This window comes from Methylobacterium tarhaniae (genome assembly GCF_001043955.1).
GTDB lineage: Bacteria > Pseudomonadota > Alphaproteobacteria > Rhizobiales > Beijerinckiaceae > Methylobacterium > Methylobacterium tarhaniae.
This window is the reverse complement of record NZ_LABZ01000248.1, coordinates 1-21,057: the sequence shown is the minus strand read 5'-3', so window position 1 is coordinate 21,057 and position 21,057 is coordinate 1. Positions and strand designations below refer to the sequence as shown.

Annotated in this window: 23 protein-coding genes; 18 read left to right on the top strand and 5 right to left on the bottom strand. The window is 61.8% G+C overall.

Features of this window, described 5'->3' with window-relative positions:
• Nucleotides 1-202 precede the first annotated feature (202 nt).
• From VQ03_RS27320 to VQ03_RS27270, 14 genes are all read left to right on the top strand, one after another.
• Complete coding sequence (locus tag VQ03_RS27320; RefSeq protein ID WP_048454069.1) at nucleotides 203-1,414, top strand: tyrosine-type recombinase/integrase; 1,212 nt, start codon at nucleotides 203-205, stop codon at nucleotides 1,412-1,414.
• Nucleotides 1,407-2,042, top strand: coding sequence for a hypothetical protein (locus VQ03_RS33440; protein WP_157064284.1), 636 nt, complete (start codon nucleotides 1,407-1,409; stop codon nucleotides 2,040-2,042). Before VQ03_RS27320 ends, VQ03_RS33440 begins: the two co-directional genes overlap by 8 nt.
• An 82-nt stretch (nucleotides 2,043-2,124) precedes the next feature.
• Nucleotides 2,125-2,337: a helix-turn-helix transcriptional regulator gene (locus VQ03_RS35345; protein WP_167376136.1), complete on the top strand. Its 213-nt coding sequence runs from the start codon at nucleotides 2,125-2,127 to the stop codon at nucleotides 2,335-2,337.
• Between the two features lie 205 nt (nucleotides 2,338-2,542).
• A complete protein-coding gene (locus tag VQ03_RS27315; RefSeq protein WP_048454068.1) occupies nucleotides 2,543-2,815 on the top strand; it encodes a hypothetical protein in 273 nt (90 codons plus the stop codon).
• Nucleotides 2,812-4,605 carry a DUF927 domain-containing protein gene (locus tag VQ03_RS27310; protein WP_083468248.1) on the top strand — a complete coding sequence of 598 codons (1,794 nt, stop codon included), beginning with the start codon at nucleotides 2,812-2,814 and terminating at the stop codon, nucleotides 4,603-4,605. Before VQ03_RS27315 ends, VQ03_RS27310 begins: the two co-directional genes overlap by 4 nt.
• Nucleotides 4,605-5,081: a hypothetical protein gene (locus VQ03_RS33435; protein ID WP_157064283.1), complete on the top strand. Its 477-nt coding sequence runs from the start codon at nucleotides 4,605-4,607 to the stop codon at nucleotides 5,079-5,081. Before VQ03_RS27310 ends, VQ03_RS33435 begins: the two co-directional genes overlap by 1 nt.
• Nucleotides 5,078-5,347: a hypothetical protein gene (locus tag VQ03_RS27300; RefSeq protein ID WP_048454066.1), complete on the top strand. Its 270-nt coding sequence runs from the start codon at nucleotides 5,078-5,080 to the stop codon at nucleotides 5,345-5,347. Before VQ03_RS33435 ends, VQ03_RS27300 begins: the two co-directional genes overlap by 4 nt.
• Nucleotides 5,344-5,604 carry a hypothetical protein gene (locus VQ03_RS33430; RefSeq protein ID WP_157064282.1) on the top strand — a complete coding sequence of 87 codons (261 nt, stop codon included), beginning with the start codon at nucleotides 5,344-5,346 and terminating at the stop codon, nucleotides 5,602-5,604. The genes VQ03_RS27300 and VQ03_RS33430 overlap by 4 nt, the downstream gene beginning before the upstream one ends.
• 705 nt (nucleotides 5,605-6,309) lie before the next feature.
• Nucleotides 6,310-7,359 carry a hypothetical protein gene (locus VQ03_RS27295; protein ID WP_048454065.1) on the top strand — a complete coding sequence of 350 codons (1,050 nt, stop codon included), beginning with the start codon at nucleotides 6,310-6,312 and terminating at the stop codon, nucleotides 7,357-7,359.
• A gap of 78 nt (nucleotides 7,360-7,437) precedes the next feature.
• Complete coding sequence (locus VQ03_RS27290; protein WP_053078754.1) at nucleotides 7,438-8,076, top strand: hypothetical protein; 639 nt, start codon at nucleotides 7,438-7,440, stop codon at nucleotides 8,074-8,076.
• An 18-nt stretch (nucleotides 8,077-8,094) separates the two neighbouring features.
• Entirely contained in the window at nucleotides 8,095-8,295 is a 201-nt protein-coding gene (locus VQ03_RS27285; protein ID WP_048454064.1) for a hypothetical protein, read from the top strand.
• A gap of 139 nt (nucleotides 8,296-8,434) precedes the next feature.
• Nucleotides 8,435-9,118: a hypothetical protein gene (locus VQ03_RS33425; protein WP_157064281.1), complete on the top strand. Its 684-nt coding sequence runs from the start codon at nucleotides 8,435-8,437 to the stop codon at nucleotides 9,116-9,118.
• A gap of 10 nt (nucleotides 9,119-9,128) precedes the next feature.
• Nucleotides 9,129-12,083 (top strand): phage tail length tape measure family protein, encoded by a 2,955-nt coding sequence (locus tag VQ03_RS27275; protein WP_048454062.1) that lies wholly within the window; start codon nucleotides 9,129-9,131, stop codon nucleotides 12,081-12,083.
• Nucleotides 12,084-12,356: 273 nt separating this feature from the next.
• Entirely contained in the window at nucleotides 12,357-12,842 is a 486-nt protein-coding gene (locus VQ03_RS27270; RefSeq protein WP_048454061.1) for a Ros/MucR family transcriptional regulator, read from the top strand.
• Between the two features lie 399 nt (nucleotides 12,843-13,241).
• Here VQ03_RS27270 and VQ03_RS32305 read toward each other — a convergent pair whose 3' ends face one another.
• The 5 genes from VQ03_RS32305 to VQ03_RS33410 all read right to left on the bottom strand — a co-directional run bounded on the left by VQ03_RS32305 (nucleotide 13,242) and on the right by VQ03_RS33410 (nucleotide 19,054).
• Entirely contained in the window at nucleotides 13,242-15,515 is a 2,274-nt protein-coding gene (locus tag VQ03_RS32305) for a KAP family P-loop NTPase fold protein (protein WP_083468250.1), read from the bottom strand.
• A 496-nt stretch (nucleotides 15,516-16,011) separates the two neighbouring features.
• Complete coding sequence (locus VQ03_RS32300) at nucleotides 16,012-17,094, bottom strand: NYN domain-containing protein (RefSeq protein ID WP_083468247.1); 1,083 nt, start codon at nucleotides 17,092-17,094, stop codon at nucleotides 16,012-16,014.
• A gap of 466 nt (nucleotides 17,095-17,560) precedes the next feature.
• Nucleotides 17,561-18,250 (bottom strand): hypothetical protein, encoded by a 690-nt coding sequence (locus tag VQ03_RS33415; protein WP_157064280.1) that lies wholly within the window; start codon nucleotides 18,248-18,250, stop codon nucleotides 17,561-17,563.
• Nucleotides 18,251-18,525: 275 nt separating this feature from the next.
• Entirely contained in the window at nucleotides 18,526-18,720 is a 195-nt protein-coding gene (locus VQ03_RS34815; RefSeq protein WP_083468246.1) for a ribosome modulation factor, read from the bottom strand.
• Between the two features lie 34 nt (nucleotides 18,721-18,754).
• On the bottom strand, nucleotides 18,755-19,054 hold the full coding sequence (locus tag VQ03_RS33410) for a hypothetical protein (protein ID WP_157064279.1): 300 nt from the start codon (nucleotides 19,052-19,054) through the stop codon (nucleotides 18,755-18,757).
• 289 nt (nucleotides 19,055-19,343) lie between these two features.
• On the opposite strand from VQ03_RS33410, the gene VQ03_RS27260 reads away from it, so the two are divergent.
• The 4 genes from VQ03_RS27260 to VQ03_RS27255 are packed head-to-tail and all read left to right on the top strand — an operon-like array spanning nucleotide 19,344 to nucleotide 20,916.
• A complete protein-coding gene (locus VQ03_RS27260; protein WP_048454059.1) occupies nucleotides 19,344-19,610 on the top strand; it encodes a hypothetical protein in 267 nt (88 codons plus the stop codon).
• An 11-nt stretch (nucleotides 19,611-19,621) separates the two neighbouring features.
• The gene (locus VQ03_RS33405) at nucleotides 19,622-19,783 is read left to right on the top strand and encodes a hypothetical protein (RefSeq protein ID WP_157064278.1); all 162 of its coding nucleotides are present in this window, start codon (nucleotides 19,622-19,624) and stop codon (nucleotides 19,781-19,783) included.
• Nucleotides 19,783-20,637, top strand: coding sequence for a hypothetical protein (locus VQ03_RS33400; RefSeq protein WP_157064277.1), 855 nt, complete (start codon nucleotides 19,783-19,785; stop codon nucleotides 20,635-20,637). The genes VQ03_RS33405 and VQ03_RS33400 overlap by 1 nt, the downstream gene beginning before the upstream one ends.
• A 3-nt stretch (nucleotides 20,638-20,640) precedes the next feature.
• Complete coding sequence (locus VQ03_RS27255; protein ID WP_048454058.1) at nucleotides 20,641-20,916, top strand: hypothetical protein; 276 nt, start codon at nucleotides 20,641-20,643, stop codon at nucleotides 20,914-20,916.
• Nucleotides 20,917-21,057: the final 141 nt, after the last annotated feature.

Genomic DNA, 21,057 nt, shown 5'->3' with positions numbered 1-21,057 from the left:
GACCTTCGGTTTACAAAACCGGGAAAAGTAGCTGCCACAAACTGACACGGGCTGCCAAGAAGCTCTCTGCGCAAGCACCTGATCTGCCTTGGTTTTACCGGCGTGTCCGCCTGTGTCCACGCCATGATAGGACAGGACGAGCCACATGCAAGATGTTACCCTGAGGCTACCCTATTCCGACCAACGGATTCGGAGTGATCTCGTGGCGAAGGCCCTAACGGTTCGAGCGATCGAGGCGCTGAAGCCCGGGCCCGGGCGCGCCGAGATTCCCGACGGGCTGATAGCCGGCCTGTACCTCGTGGTGCAGCCGACCGGCCGGAAATCCTGGGCCGTGCGTTACCGCTCGGCCGGCCGCACCCGCAAGCATACGATCGGAGCATATCCCGGCATCGACCTGAGCAATGCGCGGGAGCTCGCCCGGCGGGCGCTCGTCGCGGTCGCCAGCGGTCGGGACCCGGGCGCCGAGAAGGCCGAGGCCCGGCGCTCCGGCGAGGCAGCACAGCGGGCGGAGCGCGACCGCTTCGAGCGGGCGGCCGAGAGCTACATCGAGCGATACGCCAAGGCGAACACGAAGGCGGACACCTGGCGCGAGAGCCAACGGCTCCTCGCCAAGAACGTCGTCCCGCTCTGGAGGGCTCGGCGGCTGCAGGACATCGCGAAGCGCGACATCATCGATCTGCTCGACACGATCGTGGACCGGGGCTCGCCGGTGGCGGCCAACCGCGTTCTGGCTGTGCTGCGCCGGATGTTCGGCTGGTTCGTCGAGCGCGGCGTGATCGCCGCCAACCCCTGCGCCGGCGTGAAGGCGCCGACGGCCGAGAAGAGCCGGGATCGAGTTCTCACCGACGACGAGCTGCGTGCCCTGTGGCAGGCCTGCGATGGCCTCTCGGAGCCCTTCGGCTCGCTCGTGAGGCTCCTGATGCTCACCGGCCAGCGGCGCGATGAGGTCGGGCAGATGACGTGGCTCGAGGTCGACCTCGACGCGAGGCTCTGGACCATTCCGAAGGAGCGAGCGAAGAACGGCCAGGTGCACGATGTGCCGCTCTCTGACCAGTCCGTCGCGGTGCTGTCCGGTATCAAGCGTATCGCGGGCGATCGGCAGCTCGTCTTCACCACCACTGGCGAAACGCCCGTCAGCGGCTTCAGCAAGGCTAAGCAGCGGCTCGACAAGGCAATGCCCGGCGCGCCGCCCTGGGTGCTCCATGACCTGCGCAGGACCATGGCGTCCGGCATGGCCCGGCTCGGGGTCAATTTGCCGATCATCGAGAAGGTCCTGAACCACACCTCGGGATCGTTCGGTGGCATCGTCGGCGTCTACCAGCGCCACAGCTTCGCCGACGAGAAACGGGCAGCTCTTGCAGCCTGGGGATTGCATCTGAGTCGGATAATCAAGGAGCAGCAACCCGATGGATGACTTGCCCTCGTGGATTTCGCTTGAGAAAGCGTGGCGAGCGGTCACAAAAGGAGCGGACGCTCCTCGACTCCAGGAGAAATTGTTACAGAATGCGCTGCGTGATGGTGAAATAAAATCTGTAGCCGCGCACGTAACTTTTGGCGATCCAGGCGATCTCGGGTCTTTAGTAGAGAAAGAAGGTGTCCGCTTAGATCGTGACTTTTGGAGATTTGCTATTATAGAGTGGAAAGATAGTTCAGCTGTACGATCCGAGATGAGCGTCGAAATCGAACCTAATGTCGTCAAGCACTTGTCTCATATGGAAGTTCTAGGCATTGCTGTGGACCAAGACGATTTGATTATAAGATGGTATCTTCCAGATTTTTTTGAAAATACAAGTCGAGATGCCGTTCAAGACACCCCCGCTCGCAGAAAGGGTGCAGGAGGTAGGCGAGGGAATCACGATTGGGAGAGATGTCTTATTGAGGCAGCTCGATGGATGCACCATGAAGGTGTTCCTAACCGGCAGGCCGATCTGATCCGTTACATTGAAGAATGGTTTGGTGACGATGCACCTAGCGGAACTCAGCTCAAGGAGCATTTGGGTCCGCTTTACCTGGCCTTCGTCAGCGGCAATCCACAGCCCTAGTTTCCGGCTGATTCCGGCCAATTCCGGCTGACTAGATCATGCTTGGCCTACATCGTCTTCCTGTCACACGACAGGAGGCGACATGTCTTCCAAAACGAAGCTCCTCACATCCGGCAGTGTCGCAGCACGCTATGGGCGTTCACTGCGCACGCTGATGCGGTGGATCAGAGATCGTCCGAGCGGGTTCCCAGCGCCGACGCAGATCAACGGACGCTACTACTGGTCTGAAAACGATCTCGAGGCTTGGGAGCATTCCCTCGCCAGCAACGCTGCTCTTGCAAAGAAGGCCGCGTAATCAGCATGGCCATAAACGTCGAAAGCCGAGGCGCTGGCGGGCGCACTCGGCTCTCGGGAAATGTCGTCTTGCAGGCCGACACCCGGGACATATCACAGCGCCCGATCGACATTCAAATGCGGCGCCTGCTTTTCCGCTTCGATTTTTCTCCCGAGCGAGCTCGTGCCATTGCCGAGCTGGCGTTCGCTACGACAGGGCAGCGCTCATGAGCGCCCCTACCTCCAAGGCTGATCCCTTCCAGGATCTCGCTCACGGCAGTCTCGAGATGATGCGGGCCTGCATCGGAGAGACGGTCGCCGGAGCTTCCATCCATGCCGACCTGGCAGCGACCTACGCCGGCATCCAGGACGATGTCGGCCTGGATTACGCGCTTCGCTGTCTCGTCGCCGACGTCCGCGCCGCCATCAGCCTCCTGGCTCACCTGAAGGAGCAGAAGGCTACTGAGCGGGCCCGGGCCGCTGCTGAGGAGCTGCGATGACGGACGACCCGTTTGCGGCGGAGTGGGCACGCTTGGGGCCCGTTGACCTCGAAGCCGTAGTTGAAGCCTCTCAGCGCCAGGAGGCGGCTAGCATTCGGTGGCCGAACGGCTTCCGGATGCGCTCCTCCGGCCTTTGGTTCGATCCAGCCGGGGATGAGGAGCCGATGAGGCTGTCCGGCCCGTTCCGTGTCCCGGGCCTCGCCCGCGATCCGGCTGGCGCCGGATGGGCGGTCACCATCGAATGGCAGGACCGAGATGAGCGTCGCCACCGTGGCTTCATCTCCCATGCCGACCTGATCGGCGACGGTACCGAGTGGCTGCGCCCCCTGGTGGATGCCGGCCTTCCAATCTCGATCGGACGCAAGCCGCTCGGCCTGCTCAAGCGCGCCCTGTACGAACTGGACTGTCAGGCCCGTGTCCGGCTCGTCCGTCGCTCCGGCTGGTTCAACAGCGTGTTCGTGCTGCCGGCGCGGACGATCGGCACAGCCGACGGCGAAGAGGTGATTTTCGAAGGTCGCGTGGATGCTGCGCGCTATGCCGAGGCGGGGGCCCTCGAGGAGTGGGTCTCAGCCGTAGCTGCCCCGGCGGCCGGCAACTCGCGCCTGATCCTCGCGCTGTCGGTCGCCTTCGCCGGTCCGATCGCCGACCTGCTGCAGGACGAAGGCGGTGGGGTGAATCTCAAGGGTCCGTCGTCGGTCGGCAAGTCGACCTTGCTGGTGGCAGCCGGCAGCGTGTGGGGTGGAGGCGCCCGCTCCGGCTTCGTCCAGACTTGGAGGGCGACGGGCAACGGGCTCGAAAGCGTCGCCAAGGCGCATTCTGGCACGGTGCTGATTCTGGACGAGCTCGGTGAGCTGGAAGCCCGGGAAGCCGGCTCGACGGCGTACCTGCTGGTCAACGGACAGGGCAAGGCGCGAGCGACGAAGGAAGCCGAGCTGCGCGCCCGGCACGAATGGCGCGTGATGCTCCTCTCAGCCGGCGAAGTCGGCTTGGCTGACAAGATCAGCGAGACGGGCAAGCGGGCGCGGGCCGGGCAACTGGTGCGCCTCGTCGACGTTCCGGCCGATGCTGGACGCGGGCTCGGCATCTTCGATCACACCAACGGCAGTGAGCCCGCGGCCTTCGCCAACGGCATCAAGGCCGCCGCGCTTCGAGCATACGGCACGGCCGGTCCGAGCTTCGTGGAGGCGCTAGCCCGAAACCCGGATGGCACCGCATCCGCCGCCCGCCGGATGATCGCCGACGTGACGAAGCGGCTGCTGGCCGACCTGCCAGAGGCGGATGGTCAGGCATCCCGATCCGCGCATCGCTTCGCCCTGATCGCGGTAGCCGGCGAGATGGCGCGCGTCGCGCTGCAGCTGCCCTGGGCTGAAGGCGAGGTCGAGCGGGCCATCCGTACATGCTTCGATGCCTGGCGCTCCGCACGTGGTGGTGACGGTCCCGGAGAGCTCGTGGCGGCTCTGGACGCGATCCGGTCCGCGATCGAGCGGCACGGCGAGGCGCGCTTCCGCAACCTGGATGGTGTCGAGCCGAGTTCGGCGCCGATCCGCGACCTCCTCGGGTACCGGCTGAGCCGAGATGGCGTGCTCGTCTATGCCTTCACGGCGACCGGCTGGAGTGAAACGCTGGCCGGTGTCGCGGACCCGAAGAGCGTGGTTGGCATGCTGTTCGAGCGCGGGTTGCTGCTCACCGGCAAGGACCGGACGCACCGCCATTTCGTGAAGGTGGATGGGCGATCGGTGCCGACCTACGCGGTGCGTGCGAGTGCACTGTTCGACGCGGAGGCAGCGTGATGCCGGTCGATCACAGCGCCTTCGAACGCCTGATTTCTCTCGCGAGTACCCCAAAAATACGCGTGACGCGCGTGACTTGCGTGACCGTCAATGATTTCAATAGCTTAGGCGGTCACACGGGGCGTGACGAGCTCGTGACTTGCGTGACCGGCACCAGGTCGTCAGCCGCTCGTCACGCGCTGAGTGACTGCATGACGCCACACCTCGTGACCGACAAACACCAGCAAAATCAGCATCTTGCTGGTGCCAGTCACGCGGTCACGCGGTCACGCACGAAAAATCGAGAGCAGGAGAAATGTCGAGGTGACGGCCTCAAGGTGTGTCCGATTGGGCACAGCGATTGGCTCGCCGAGTTCGAGGAACGCGCCGCCATCCTGGAGTTCGATGGCGGTCACGGCCGCGCCGAGGCCGAACGACTGGCGGGCTCCGAGACCGTCGCGGTCCTCAGTCCCATTCCGCATGGGGATGCCCGATGATCCCCGCCTCCGATCAGTTCGGGCCCTGGCTGCCGGGCCTCGACCGCACGGAACAGGTGGCCCGGCTTCGCGCGCTGCGGGCCATCGTCCGCCTGCTCACGGGGTCGCGCGGCGCCGAGCTCTATCAGCTGCTCAAGGCCGCCGAGACACACCCCGAAGCCCTGGAGCCAGCCGCCCACGCGCTCGCTCACCTCGAACCCCTCGACCGCCGGCAGGTCCTGGCCTGCTTCGCCGCACTTCACCGTCCCGATCGAGTTGCGTCATGACCGAAGCCGAGCGTGCCATTCTGCTGTCGATCGTTGCGGACTCCGAGCGGCTGGCCGCGCGAGCCCGGGAACTTCTTGGTGACCTAGACGGTGCCCAACCTGCCAATGACCTCGTGCCGCTCGCTCGCGCCGCACAAGCCTGGTCGATCTCCAAGGAAGCGGCGCTGAAGCGAGCCCGCCGCGGGCTCGGCGTCAAGGTCGCAGGGCGATGGTTCGTGCGGCGTGACGACCTCGAACTGCGCTATGGGCGACGCTGACCACGGTTGGCAGCGTCGTGCCGAACACGAGAGCGATGGACGAAACTTCCGATCCTGGACACGGTACCCCAGCGATGATCAGGGCGTGCGCCGCGGAGTGTATGGAACTGGCTGGCACGTTCTTCGGAGCAGCTGCAGAGTGTCTGCGGGAGCAGGATCTGGCCGGCTATCGTTGTGCAATGCGCTGTGCCGCCGCGGCTGCGAAGTGCGCCCGCGAGTTGGCTGCTTTGTTGGGGGATGACACTGCGCTGGGCCAAGATCGGGGTTGAGTCCCCATGGGGCGGAAATCCAGCCTAAGTCATTGATGTGCGGAGAGATGCGTCCGAGTTCTTTGCAATGGTGGGTGCTGATGAATTGTAGAGTTGCCTGCGCTGGCTGTAGCTAAATTCGCTGTTCCGTGTCTGTCCTGTCTGTCCGGTTGTACGTCCGGTCGCGTCCTCTGCCGCTGCCAGCGCCTGGAGTGCACGTTGCACTCATGAGCGCCGAACTTTCCTTCCTTGCCCGACTGACCGTGGCTGTACCTCAGGACCTCGCCGACGCAGTGCGCCGGACAGCTGAGGCCCGCGGTCTCAGTACGGCGGATTATGCACGCGGAGCCCTCCAGGGCCGCCTGCTGATGGACGGCGCCTCGTTCCGCACCTTGCCGAATCTCGAGCGTCTCACCGGCCGCCCCGGCCGTGATCGCAACGTTTGACTGGAGCCAGCATGCGCCGTCCCAAGCTCGTCACCGCCCCCGAAGCCGCTCTGACAACCGATGCCGACCTCTCAGGCCTCCTCACCCGCCGCGAAGCCTTGGTGATCCGTCAGGCCGGGCTGTCGGCGGACCTTGAGCGGGCCATCTCGGCGCGCCGGGAGCTGCTGATCCAAGGCGGTGACGCCGCCGCAATCGCCGACGCAGAGCGCGCCGTCCGGGACCTGGAGAGCACCGCCCTCGGGGTGACCGACGCGGTCACCGAACTCGACCGCCGCGTGGCCGCCGCCGAGGCGCGCATCGCCGCCGACCAGGAGGAGGCGGAGCGCGAGGCCGCAGCCGCCGGCTTGGAGCGCAACGCGACCGACATCGAGAAGGCGGCCGCCGGCCTGAAGCGGGCCCTGGAGGGCGTCGCCACCGCACACGCGGCCTTGTTGAGCAGCATCGCCCCGGCCGCCGCCGGCCAGTACGATCCGCACATCGGCATCGCCAGCCCGGCCGACATCGCCCGTGCCTTCCTCCTCCACGGCCTCGCGGAGGCGCTACCCAGCCTCGACGTATCCGCCGAGGTGCGGCGCTGGTCGACCTATGTCATGGCGAGCACGGTGGAGGGTGCGGACCCGGTCGCCATGGCCGCCGAGTTCGGGGCTCGCCTGCGGGAGACGGCCGGCAGCATTCGGGAGCGCGTCATCGGGCCCGCCCTGCCGGCTCATGTCGAGGTGATGCCCCACATCGAGGTGCCGCGCCCCGAGATGCAGATCGTGGCCTTGGAGCCTTTCACCTTCACAGATGCTGGTGGCAGCCCCGCCTATCTCCCAGCCTGGACGCACACGATTGCGACCCCGGCGGCCGAGCGGGCGATCGAAGCCGGCCTCGCCCTCGAACTGGACACCGAGGAGGGTCGCGACGCCTTCGAGAAGCTGAAGCGCCGGCGGGAGAGCATGACCACCAGCCCGCCCGAGCATTATGTCGACCTCGGCTTCAGCCTGAAGGAATGGCGCGCCGCCGAGCTGTCCCGGCTCAAGGACGCCTGGAGCGCCGGGCAGGATCGCCGCGCCGCCTGATCGCTGCCCGCCGGGGCTCCCCGTCCCCGGCGAGGCACCTGCGGGTGCCACCCGATCACCAGCAGAACGAGGGTCGTGATGACCATCCGCACCGAGACAGAACGCGCTGCCGCCGTCGCCAAGATGGAGGAGATGGTGTTCGCCGGCCGGCAGGGCCGCCCGATGACCGACAGCGAGCACCACCTGTTCGAGAGCCTGGCCAGCGACGTCGCGGAGTTCGACGCGGGGGCGACCGCCGCGAAGGTGGAGCCCACACTTCCGCCGGGCCCGTCACCCGCTCTGCCGCCGCCGACGACGCCCCCGGCAATGCAGGCTCAGGGGATGATCAATAACGACCACGCCGCCGAGATCTGCCGGATCTGCTTGGCGGGCGACGCCGCGCACCTCGCCTCCGGACTGATCGCCGAGGGCGTCAGCATCGCGGAGGCCCGCGAGCGTGTCGGCGCCACCTCAACGATCCGGGAGGCGGTTACTCATGCCCATCGCATGGCCCCCCACGCCGTGCCCCGCGATCAGGCCGCGGCGTATCTCGCCCAGGGGCTCAGCGTGCAGGCTGCGCGGGAAGATCTCTTCGCCCGTATGGTCGCCGCTGAGGAGGCAACGAGCATCTCCTCTCACATCCCGGCAACCAGGGGCAACGCCGGCCACGCCGCCTCGATCTCCAGCATGGAACGCGAGCTCCGCCGCGCTGGCCGCGGCAAGCCCGAGTCCCCGTAGAGGCAGCAGGGCCCCATCATGCCTCCGCTTCCTCGCCTGTCGCCTTCGCCCATCCTGGTGTCGCCCCGCCCGGCACCCATCCTGGACACCATCTGCCGCTTCGAACTCGCCTGCATCGCCAGGACGATGGTCGGAGCCGGGTTCATCGAGCTGCTGCCGATGGCCCTACTGACGGCGCCCAGAGCATCGGACGTCGTCACGACGGGGCGGCAGCAGTGACCCGATGGGGTGCCCAAGCATCAGCCCCGATCGTCAGGGCCCCTGGGGCGTCCAGGCCTACATGGGTGGTCGGGGCCCCAGGCTTTTCTAGCGCTGGGGTCCCAAACCCTCTTAACACCACCCTGAAGGCGCATGAGCCGTGACGATCACCACCAAGGCAGCACTTGCCGACGAGTTGGGCGTTACTCGCGCCCGCGTCTCGCAATACGTCAAGGCAGGCCTTCCGGTGCGCTCGGACGGTAAGTTGAATCGTGCGGACGTACTTAACTGGCTGAGCGCAAATGTCCGCGGACTTCACAGTCAGGACGATCGAGGAGTGAACCGAGCGACGCGACTCGCAGAGGCCACCCGTTCGAAGCCTCGGCCTGCGCCCATACCTCCGCCTGAGCCGGTAGAGGACGGTGGAGCCGACGAGTTCGCTGCCCGGTGCGTTCGGGCCGCTCTCGGCCGCGTGCTGGACCGCTGCCAGCCCATCGTGGCGGCGATGATCGTGGAGGCCGGCGTGTCGGTCCCGGTCGCCTACAGCCTCACCGCAATCCTGCGGATGGAACTGCACGGGCTCGCCAACGAGGCCATGGATCACTTCCTGCATTCCGAGCACGCGCCCGACCCCAACAGCCCGATCGATCCACGACCCTGGCCCGGTATGTGGCCGGACGCGCCGCAGAAGCCGGATTGGCCGAAGCTAGCCGCGCTCGCTGAGGAGTCCTTCGATCAGGCCGCCTGCGAGGCCCACACCTCCGCCCTGCCGTACTTCGCCGACGACACCTACAGCACCGATTGGGTGCCAGTGGCCGCGGCGTCCCCTGCCTCAAGACCGTAGGAGGCCACCCATGCCCACCAGCGTTGCAATCCGTCTTGGCGTCGAGGGCGGCCCCGAGCTGAAGCGTACCTTCGAGGAGGCCGGCCGGGCCGGACAGGCTGCTTTCCAAGGTGTCGCCACTGCGGCCGATGGTGCCGGCGCCGCCGTCGACCGGCAGACTGCGAAGTACCAGCGCATGGCCGAGGCTGCTCGGCTGGCCGAGAGCCAGGCCAGGGCGCAGGCGAACGTCAACGCCGTGCTCGGTGTCGATCGTGGCGGCGCTGGGTCGGCCAAGTCCTCCGCTTCAGCCTTCGAGGCTGCCTTCGCGCAGCAGGAGGCCGACGCCCGCCGCGAAGCCGTCATCCAGCAGATTCGAGTGCGAGCCGTCGCCGAGGGACAGGCCGCGGCCACGAAGGGCTTCGAAGAGCAGGCGCGGGCGAGCGCCGACCTGGAGCGCCGGGCCACCACCCTCCGCGCCAGCATCGATCCGCTCGGTGCCTCCCTCGCCCGACAGAACAAGGAGGTGGCCGAGGCCGACGACCTGCTGAAGCGTGGGGCCATCACGCAGGACGAGCATACGAAGGCGGTGACGCGGGCGCGGGAAGCCCACAGCAAGATGTCCGACTCGATGAAGTCGGTGAACGACAACTCGCGCCTCGCCGCCTACCAGGTTCAGAACCTCCGATCCCAGTTTCTCGACATCGGCACCACCCTCTACGGCGGGATGAGCCCACTGACCGTGCTGGCGCAGCAGGGCCCGCAGATCGCTCAGATCTTCGGCCCGGGTGCCGGCGTCACGGGCATCATCAAAGGCGTAGGCGTCGAGCTGTCCCGGCTGGTGCCCTTGTCGGTCGGCATCGTCGGCGGCCTCGCAGGCGGTGCCGGCGCCGTCGCGCTGGCCTACGCGAACTGGGACACGTCACAGAAGCTGGTCGCGATCGGCATGACCGGCCTCGGCAAGCAGTCCGGTCTCACGGCGGCCGAGATCGAGCGATTCGCCCGCTCGAGCGAGCTCGCCACCGGCACAGCGCGGACGTTCGCCACTGCGTTCGCCTCGTCCGGCAACGCCTCGCGCGAGACGATCAACCAGGCGCTCGCCAGTACCCGCGACTTCGCCACCACCTTCGGTACCAGCCTGGAGGATGCGGCCAAGATCCAGCAGGAGTTCTTCACCGACACCTCGACGGCCTATGACCGGTACTCCGTCCGGGTCGGAGCCTACAGCGCCACCACAAGCCGCATGGTCAGCGAGCTGCAGAAGCAGGGTCGCGGCGCGGAGGCGGTACGGCTGGCCTTCGACACCATCAACCCGGCGCTGGCCCGCTACAACGAGCTCGCCGGCATTGGCCAGAAGGCCACGGACAAGTTCAGCGACTCGTGGGGCAACTTCTGGTCCAACGTCAGCCGCGGCGCGGGCGTGCTGAACTCCATGACCGGCGGACGGCCGATGCCTACCGTCGACCCGCAGCAGAGCGCCGAGGCGGCGGTGCAGGGCGAGCTTGCCCGGGCCCGAGCCTCCCAGGAGCGAGCCGAAGCGGTTCGCACGGAGGTGTCCCGGGCCAACCAGGTCCTGCGTGAGAACCCGGTGCAACGCGAGGTGCTGGCGAACCAGGAGCGGGCCGGCGTTCGGGATCGCTACCAGACCATCGAGGAGCGATTCGCGGGCGTATTCGGCACTGCCGCCAATCCCAATCTCGGCTCCTACCGCAACGAACTGCGCGAGCGGCCAAGCACGCAATACCCGAACGGGCAGAGCCTGAAGGATCTGGCCGAGCGGGCCGAGCGCTCGATGATCTCCTCGCCGGAGCAGCTGCGCGAGGGCATTCGCCAGACGACGGAGCAGAGCAACACCATCGCCCAGGCCCGGGTGCTGGATGACACCGCCAAGCAGGCGGCCCGGTCGCAGGAGGCGCAGGCTGCCGCCATGGGCAAGACGGCTGGCGAGGCGGAGCGGCTGACCACCCGGGCCGGGCTGCTGAACCGCGCCACCGCCGATGGCATCCCCCTGGCGGAGGAAAACCGCAAGCGGATCGAGGCCGTGGCCGCGGCGATCGGCGCCAAGACGCAGAAGCTGGCGGAGCGCAGCCTTCAGCGGGATCTCGAATTCCAACGTGCGCAGCTCGGGCGCACTCCCACCGAACAGGCGGTGTCGGCCGGCCTGCGGCCCGTGTTCGGCGACAATCCGACCTCCTCGGCCTCGCGGGAGTACGCCGAGCAGATCCGCCTCAACGCCTCTATCCGCGACACGCAGATGGCGCTGTCCTCTTTCGCCCAGATGGGAAACAGCCTGATCGATCCTCTCCTCGACAGCACCCGGTCGTGGTCGGACGCTTTCCTCGACCTGAGCCGCAACATCGGCCGCGCTGCGCTCCAGGCCGCCCTCTTCGGGCAAGGACCGCTCGCTGCACTGATGGGCACACAGGGCCAAGGCGCCGGCCCGGGTGGACTGTTCGGCTCCGGCGTGGACCTCGCCAAGAGCCTGTTCGCCGGCGGGTCAGGCAGCAGCTACGGCGCGTCCGACTTCTTCAAGTCGGCAGCCGCAGCGGCACCGGGCGCCTACGGCCCAGGGTTCTCGGATGGCGGATGGACCGGCCCCGGCAGCCGGCTCGAGGCAGCCGGCATCGTCCACCGCGGCGAGGTGGTGTGGAGCCAGGACGACGTGAAGCGATGGGGCGGCCCTGGTGTGGTCGACGCCATGCGGCGGGGCACGCGAGGCTACGCCGATGGCGGCATCGTCGGCCGTGACGCCTTCACCATGCCGCGACCCGGGGCCATCACGCCGGCAGCTTCGGGCGCGCCCACCATCAACTTCATCGACCAGCGCCCGGCCGGCTCGCCCGACATTCAGCAGGAGGTGACCCGCAGGCCGGACGGCAGCATCGACGTGGTGGTGAAGGCACTCGAATCGAAGATGACAGCTCGGGCGCAGAGCGGTCGCGGTGGGCTCGCACCGCATATCTCGAGCGCTGCATACCGGAGCGGGTGACAGCCGCCTCGCTCAGGTGGCGTTCGTCGGGCCTGAAGGGTGCTCATCTGCACTCGTGCATCGGTAGCCGGACGTAGTTGGATAGATGCTCAACCTGGATGCTGACGCACCAGTCGCCTGCTGACATGCATCGCCAGTGTACAATGACGAGATGTTGCCGCGGGATGTATTGTGAAAATGGCCAGAACGCGCGTACATGAGTGTCATGGCGTGAGGTTCGTCGACATAGCCAGCGCCATTCCGTTCTAATCACATGTTAAACGGAGAGGTTAAATGCGCGATCAGACCGACGTCCTTCCTCACGACGTCACGCTCACGGCCGACATCGTTTCTGCCTACGTGGCCAACAACAGCGTGACGGCCCACGACCTGCCGACGCTCATAGCGTCGACGCACGCGGCACTGACGCGGCTCGGCGCACCAGCCGAGCCTGAGCCTGTGAAGCTCGAGCCGCCGGTCCCAATCCGCCGGACGGTCACCCCAGACCACATCATCAGCCTCGAGGACGGGCGACCCTACAAGACGCTGAAGCGCCACCTCGCCGGTCGCGGTCTCACGCCCGACGAGTACCGGGCCAAGTGGGGCCTGCCGCGGGACTACCCGATGGTGGCCGCTAACTACGCTGCGCAGCGCTCCGAGCTTGCCAAGAGCGCCGGTCTCGGCCAGTCGCGCGCCCGGGCTGCGGCCGCTACCGCCTCCCGCGACGCGACGGTCAGCAACAAGCCGGCCCGACGGCGCAAGGGTGGCGAGAGCGAGTAAAGGAAAAGGGGGCTCTCCGCCCGCGCCGCGCCTGGATATCGGTCTCAGGTGCAGAACATGCGGCGAACCGGTCGCTGGGACCATCGCGGCGGAGAGCATCGATCTCGCATTGCGCGGGGTGCCCGAAGCTAATGTGGGGGCCTCCTAGCAACAGGCCGTGTCCGAGGTTTATGTTCAGGCGCGCACGGTCGGTTCGATGGTTGTCGGACTGGGTTTGGCAGTTTTACACTGCAGAGAATGAAAGCCGCAGCGATGTCACCACCCGAGCCATAAGGCCTCGACCTCCGAATATTGCGCAAGAGCTCCTGCTGGAGGTGCGCGCGGAAGCTCACCAGCAGTTCGCAACCTGCTGGCCGGTGAGAGTGCACACAAGCTACTACCGTCAAAAATTCTATGTATTCATCCATCGGTTTCATCTTCCGCCGTATCGGCTGCATTGATTGCTGCCTGGGCTTGGATCTGGGCCTGGGTCTCTAGATCTCGCTGTTGCGCAGCAACTATCGAACTTAAGCCTCTTTGTGCAGCCTTGATCCGCGCTCTTTCGTCCACAGATAGACTTTCGTCATTTTCGTGTTTGTTGGCAGCAGTAAGGAGTTTTGAAAAATCGTAGTAGGACTCCCTGGGTCGAGTATGCATCGTGTATTTTCTTGGTTTTGAACCGACGGTATATCCGAGCATCCCAGAGCATATTTTAGCCAGAAATTTGCCGTTTATAAGCGAGGTGTCAGATATCCAATCTTTGACTACTTGCTCGTTTCCATCAAAGGCCCAAGCCTCTGCTATGTAGTAGAAGAATGGCTCTATTATGATAGAGCCATCATGTACACCGGCTTCAATCCTTCGGACTAGAGTAGAATGCAACTTCCGAATCAGCGGCTCGTCTAGGGCCGGCTCATCTGTGCGCCCATCTGAGCCGATCAAGCCATTTTCACTTGCTCTCCGACCCCAAAACTCTGCGCAAAAGCTAAGCGTAGATCCGCTAAGGAATAGCTCATCTAAAACAGATGATATTTCAGATGATTTGCTGTTCTTACATATCGCAGCAAGGAGAAGAAATGCATTATCTCTTGGTGATATAGCGAAAGCTCCAACATCGTCATTGGCGCTAAGGATCTCGCTTCCCAAATCAAAAATAGCCTCAAATAATGTTTTTGGTATTGGCATGTCTTGAGAATCTAGGACGCGATACCTCAGATCCTGAAAATATTCACCGATCAATGGCTTATTCGTATCTCCGGCTCCCGCAAGGAAATACTGCATGATAGCAACCTGCGATGCCCTATCGGTACTCGGCGTCAAGGCCTTGTCAAGAACGCGCCTTGATATTGTCTCAGCTGATTGATGTAGGCTAAAGTATGTATCGTAGCCGGACTCGCTTCCGATGCCTCTACGATTGGCGACCTTGTAGTATGGCTCGCTACTTAATCCAAAAATCCGCTTATGTTCAAAAAATTTAGAGGCTGCAGGAATCAATGTACACAGCAGTTGGATAATACTTTCTTGGTTGGAGCCGGTCGTTTTATCAAGAAATTCGTCCCCAAATTTCTCACGACGCTTTTCAGACATCATACCCCAGTTCGACCCAAAAAAACTATCACGATTGTGCCTAATCCATTCGAAAACAATCGGATTGAACAACCTCAAACCCTCAATAGCCAAGACATCTTGAGGATCAACTTCTGCTTCAATAGCCGGCCACGTAAACTTCACAGCGTTTGAAAGTCGTGCAACATCACGAGGGTATTCGATCCATTTTTGAATGCCATCAGTTACAATGTGATACCACCTTTCGTCTTGTGGGGTATCCTGAGTTAAGAAGCCAATCTCGACATCAAGCATTCTAAGTAAATCGTTCTTTTTCGGTCTCGGTAAATCGACTTCTTGTTGGATAATTTTTTCCACAAAATGGGGCGCATTTTTTGATTTATCTCTTTCTTGCTCCAAGGCTGTCCAAACAATGCCTCTATCATAAGCTAGAAGATAAACTACGTTCGGGAGTCGTCCAAGAGTTTTGACCATCTGCATAATGGTCCTTATTTCTACTTGTGTAAGTCTATCAATGTCATCAATGATAACAAGGAATTTTTCATCCTGTTCAACAATACGACTGCGAAGTTTATCGTATGCAGATTGCAAGGACGGCTCGGCCAACCATTCATCTAATTTGCTTGAACCTGATTTTTTGATAGCTTCGCTAGCGAGCTTTAGGCCGACACCGCCGAGCGTACCTATTCCTGGCGCGAGAATGCTCCCAACTGAAGCAGCGGCGTCAACAAGAGGATCAACGTTCTTTCGCAAAGTGCGTAAGCCGGCTTTACCTCGCTTCGTCCAGGCATCCTTCTGATCCGCCAATTTTTCAGTCATGATCTTAAAGAATGATGCTATCAAATCTTGATGACCGGAGACAATCCAAGGCTTGAAATCAATTATATGAATCTGTTTTTGATCTTCCGCGGCCTCGTCATTGTGTTTTTTGATTACTGCTTGCACAAAATTTAGGGCCGTTGATTTGCCGGATCCCCAAGCGCCCTGCAAGCCAATTACATAACCATTTGGTGCTTCTACCTCTATAATTGACGAAGCAAGTCTTTTGGCGAACGGCGCAAATCCCAGCTGATCTTCTGTCCAAGGATTTGACTTGGGGTTGTCATCTGAAAACTGGGGATTGGGCATGTTCCATCCACGATCGAACGCTGCGGATCCCCACTAGGTGCAATGGGGTACTCCAAGGCTACGGTTCAGGCACTCTGTGGCGCAAGCCGTCTGCTGCAACCCACAACCGTTCTGGAGGCAGGTGTGCCTGTGCGGTGGTTGAGGGATTCCATTTGTTGACTTCGTGAACGGCAGGAGGGCGTGACAGCGCATGCCCTCCATCCGTCATTCGTCTTGATAGCTTGTGATCTCGGCGACAGCGGCACCACCGTCGGGGCGATACTCGGGCATGCCAGTAGGATGATCGCCAGCGGGTACGTGCATCACCTCGGTGCGATGTTGGTTGCGACGGCGGATCAGGTGGCGGGGCGGGTTGCGGAGACGATGATTGTGGAGATACCTGCCGCGAGCACCCCGGAGGGCGAGGAGCTGAAGGCCTTCGCCACCTTGGTCCGAGCGATGGCGACACGGCCGAAGGGGGCGGGGCTATCAACTTCGGGCTATCGAGCAAGTCACTCTATCTAACTACGTTGAGTTGTTTAGTCCAAAAATTCGTATTGGAGTTTTCTCCCAAAACCCAGCCTTTGTTCATTTCATAATTAATTTCTCGCGTTCCATTGTTGATTATGAACGGAAAAGATCCAATTGCCGAACCATCTGCGACAAGCTTGCGAAAATCATATATCGTTTTGGCATGACTTGTGAAATGGTACTTATTACCGTTATTTTCGCCTCGCTTTGAGAAAGAAATCCTTTGGTTGCGCAACAAAAATTCTAAATCTTTGTCTGAAATATCATCTTTATTACTAATATCAATGACGTCATAAAGTAGGTTGTCTTGATCAAGTATGCGCGTAAGTATTTCGACTTTTTCACGACTTTGTGGGCAGACGAGCACCATGCGGCGGTCATGCTCTAGTCTGCAAAGATCAATGAAACTATGTCTTAACGAAAATTGCTTCCACGAATTTGCTCTCATGTCACGATGCGGCTCATCAGTCGCAACGTGCAATACCCTCTGGCCTTGATCTTTAAGAAACTGAAGTAACGGTATGAAATCTCTGTCGCTAGATACGATGGCAAGATATTCGTGCTCTCGCATGTATGCATGCTTGATCATCTCTACACAGAGCAAAACGTCCACGCCGCTCTCAGACGAGCGCTGGACTGAATTGCCACAATTGTCGCATTTATTAGAGGTTTCTTTGCCCACTCGTTCTTTGAAATCAAAGAATAAACCTGGATAGGCGCCATATCTATCGAGCGTTTGATTTACAAATTCCAACTGCCTGGCATTGCTCTTAGAGAAAGATCCGAACACAAAACAGCCTGCCAGAGTAGGTTGCTGACTACGAGATTTATACAAATCGCCTTCGTATAGTACAAATCTTACAAGATCGTCCCATTTAATCGAGATATTAAGATTTTTAGTTTGCTTTTGAGCATTTATTACTACATTCCAAAAATCGATAAAGATCTTCTTTCTATCAAGATCTGTCATATATATCCCCGAAAACTCCGAGTCGCCCATATTAATCGCAAAAATGCGAGAGATCATTAGGCAAACTGCTTGCGAAGCCTCACCCTGGCCCCTCGCCATTCTCCTCGATGAAGGTGGCGCCGGCGGCTCGCATCATCCCCTGAGATCGGCAGCACGCCTCAGCATCGCACGCACTCGGCATAGAGCGGCATCATCCTCTGCCCCTGCAGTACCAGAGCCATAATCTGATAGCGATCGACATAGGGCGGTGGAATAGGTAGACCACGCGGCCTGTTCCTTGTTGAACGAGATGCGAGCGCGATCGGCGGTCTCGCTGCTGTTCGGCGGCCCATCGTCTTGGCTGCGCTTCGCAATCTCGCCGATAGCAATGAGCTTCTGGCGCACGGTAGCGTCGAGCTGGCGCTTTGTGTGGGTTTTCCTGCCGAAACAAATCCTTCCCGACGCCGTGCTGCAGTTTTGGCCCGTAGAAGTGCGGCTGTGTGTGGCGTGCTTTGGGTGCCGGCGCTCGTTAACTAGCGCCGACAGTTGGTTTTCGCGAAATGCTCAAGCGCGCAATAATGTTACTTCAAGCGATAATATCGCGCGTTGAGCTTAGTTTTGGTTGTATCTTCTGCATGAACGCCGTGATGGCTGGAAAATAAACGTCCCCTTCAGTTTTTCTATATTTTTCGATCGCTGTCTTATTGCGCGATCTATCAAGTAGATATTGAAATTGATCGACTATGATATCTTCGTCTGCGACTCCGTAATGCCAAGCCGCGAGAGAGCTTTCTAGCATGTTCAGATATCGAATCGCGGCATTTCTCAAAAACAAAATATTCTTGCCGGATATTACAAAGTCTGTTCCAGTGAGATGCTCGGAATCAAACTTCATATCTGGTGCCGATTTTTGAAATATAGTTGATAGTAGCTGCGCATGTTTTCTGTTGACTCGCAGTTCGCCTAGGCTGCGAATCGAACGACATTGTTCCTCATCAAATTCTTCGATGAGTCTTGTTACTGCCGTGATTTCTGCGTCAACAAACCGACTCCAGTCCATGCAAATCGAGATTGCGAGACTCCTTCGTGAGCGCTCGTGGTCGGCCTTTAGTGTTTCTTGATTCAACCTTATCTGGTCGAGGGCAGCCCCGAACTGACCCATGTTTGCTTTGAGCTGACGATACAACATAAATATAGTAACTATAGCGACCAGTAATCCAAGGGAAGAGATGGCTAGCGCACCCACATCAGTCCATTTGACCGCTTCGGACGACATGTATTTAACCTTCCCAAAGCTAGTGATTAACTTCTTGTTAGGAGCTTTGTGCTACTGGTCAGGGCCAATTGCAACCTCATTATTTTGCAATCTTTAACTTGATTCTCTAGGCTTGCTGGACTAGGGCGCTGTCGAGCGGCAGGTCGACATCGTCAATGAGCCTGGTCATAGATGGCATGAGAATTGCGCGCCTACTCGCCGCATTTACAGAGAGCACGCTTCTGGCCGCGAAGGCTTCGGATCAAGGTCTCATCGCAGGCCCATGGAAACCCGCCTCACGTCGGATTCATCGGCAGTTCGGGCCCGGCGCCTTGCGCGCGGCCGTCATAGCCCTCCATCCACTCCTCGCGTTCCTTGCTGTCGAGTGGGTACGGGCAGGCGTCCCTCGGCCTACCCTGGTGGCGTGCACAAGCTCCCTCCGTAGTGGGATCGCGGGTTGTCTTCGTCGGATCGGGATCGCTGGTCGACATGCGCATGCTCCAATCGAAGAGGCATGTAGGGCGGTCAGGCGAGACGATCGCTCCCATCGTCATCTTCCCCCAGGCCGTTGATTTGCGCCGCGGTCCCCATTGCCTCGCGAACCTCCCGGATCATCCTCTCTAGAGAGGGTGGCATCTCCTGCCCGTAATCCTCCAGCAGCATGGCCGCATCCACGAGGGCACGGATATGAGCGATCGGGGTTGAACCTCTCCCCAGTCCTTCAGCGAGTACCCGCTCTGCCAGGAGGTCGGCGAGACGAGCCATCTCAGCAATGCCACTTGGCTGTTCTACCGGGCTGACCTGGGGCGCAGCGGCGTCGGTCACTTCAGATATCCCTTTGCCTTGAGGTGCTCTGCCAGGGCCTCGCGGATCGCCTCCGGGCGCGAGGGCTTTGGCTCGGGTTGGTCTGCGATCCAGGCATCAAGGGGCGCAAGCTGCTCAGGTGGCAGGCGCACGTTCACCGGGGTTGCGTCGATGCGGGGACGGCCCCGGGAGGAATTTCTAGCGCTAGCTATTGCCAACCCCCATTTTCTAGCGCTAATTATACCGGGCCGGACAAGTGGCTGCAACCACTCAACCGGCCCTGACCACGCACGTCGTTAGAGGACGTCCAATGGCTACCCGTCATTCTACAGCACCGGCCCGTGCCGGTGAACGCTCTCGCTCGCCTTCTGCTGGCCCGCTCTACGCCTACGACGCTCCGCTTCTGACGCCGGACGAGACTGAGGCCGCCGAGGCCTGGGAAGCCGTCCAGCCGGTCCGGCCTGACACGCCCCACGTCCGCGCTCTGCGCTTCCTGAACGCCACCGGCGAGCTGCTGGCGGCCGTCATCCTCGTGGCCGGTACCATCGCCGGCTACGGCGTCCTGCGCCCGTTCTGAGGGAGGTGGTGATGAACAACGACACTCCCGCGCCGGCGCCGGCCGATCAGGATCTCAGCCGGGACACCGGTGCGCTCGAGGCGCTGCGCGAAGGCCTGCGCCGCTACTTTTCTGCCCTGGGGCCGGATGAGGGCGCCGCCTTCGATGCTCTGCTCGCCGAGAGGGGTCTGTGATGAAGGCCTCTCGCAAGATTGCCGCGACGTCGAGCCTCCGGGAGCGCGCGGCTGCGCTCTCCGCCAAAGCCTCGCAGGTCCTACGCCCCGGGCCGATCACGGACGAGCCGGACCTCGGCCGGCGTGCCCTCGTCGTCGGTTCGCTCGCAGCTGGTGCTGCGCTCCCGGTGCCTGCGTTGGCGGCACCGGCCTCTGCGCCCGATTGCCATCCAGATCATGAGCTGTTCGAGGCTGAGGCTGCGATGCGAACGGCTAGGCTGGACGCGAGGGCTGCTTCTGATGCGGCCGTGGCCGCGACGGAGGCTTTCTACAAGGCTCGAGGACGACCGCCGGTGGAACTGATGATGAACCACCGGGAGGAGCGCCTGTTCGCCTCTCTCCCGCGATGCCCAGGGGTTGGATTCGTGCCGACGTACATGGTTCACCGGCCGCCAGGCCCGGATGGCAATTGGCGCAATCCGGGGCATGCCTGGACCGAACGAGGGCTACAGCATGTCATCGCCCGGGCTGTCGATGTCTTCGGCCAGGGCGGACAAACCCCGCACCGGATTCGGCGGTGGAAGTGCCTCCTGCCGACCGCGGCTGCTTTCGACGCCCATCACGAGCGGCTGAGAGAGCATTTCCGGCTCGCCGAGCTGGGTGCTGCTAGGGATGCTGCAGACCGAAAGGTTGCCCTCGCGGTCGCGCGCCTCGAAGCACTGGTCGCGGGAACCATCGAAGGACTAGCGGTGAAGGTGCGTTACGCTGGCCTCACCTCTTGGGACCAAATGCCGAAGTGCTGGAGCACTCTCCTGCAGAGCGCCGCAGCCGTGTCCGGCGTCACCCTCGCCGCACGCTCAGACCTCGAGGCTTGAGCCATGTCGAACATCCTCCGCTTCCCCGCCGGCCGCATTTCGAGTGTTCAAGCAAACCCTGCCGCGCTCGCAGCCATGCGCATCCCCCGCGAGGAGTTCGAGCGCCTGGCCGAACTCGCCCTCGACGTGGTCGACCGGATCATCAGGCTGCTCGATGAGTCGGACGGTGATTCGGACCTCGAGCCGGATGCCGATGCCGAACCGTCCCTCGCCGCGCCGACCGGCGGGGCGTCGCAGGTTCTATGGGCTGCCGGCACTGACTCTGACGAGGAGATGTGACCCGCGAAATCGGTCCGCCGTTACCCGTGGTGTTACCCCGGAGCGTTCCACACTCCGACGCCGATCAATTTTACGGGCTAAGTCGTTGATATTATTGGTGCCGGTGGAGAGGATCGAACTCCCGACCTTCGGTTTACAAAA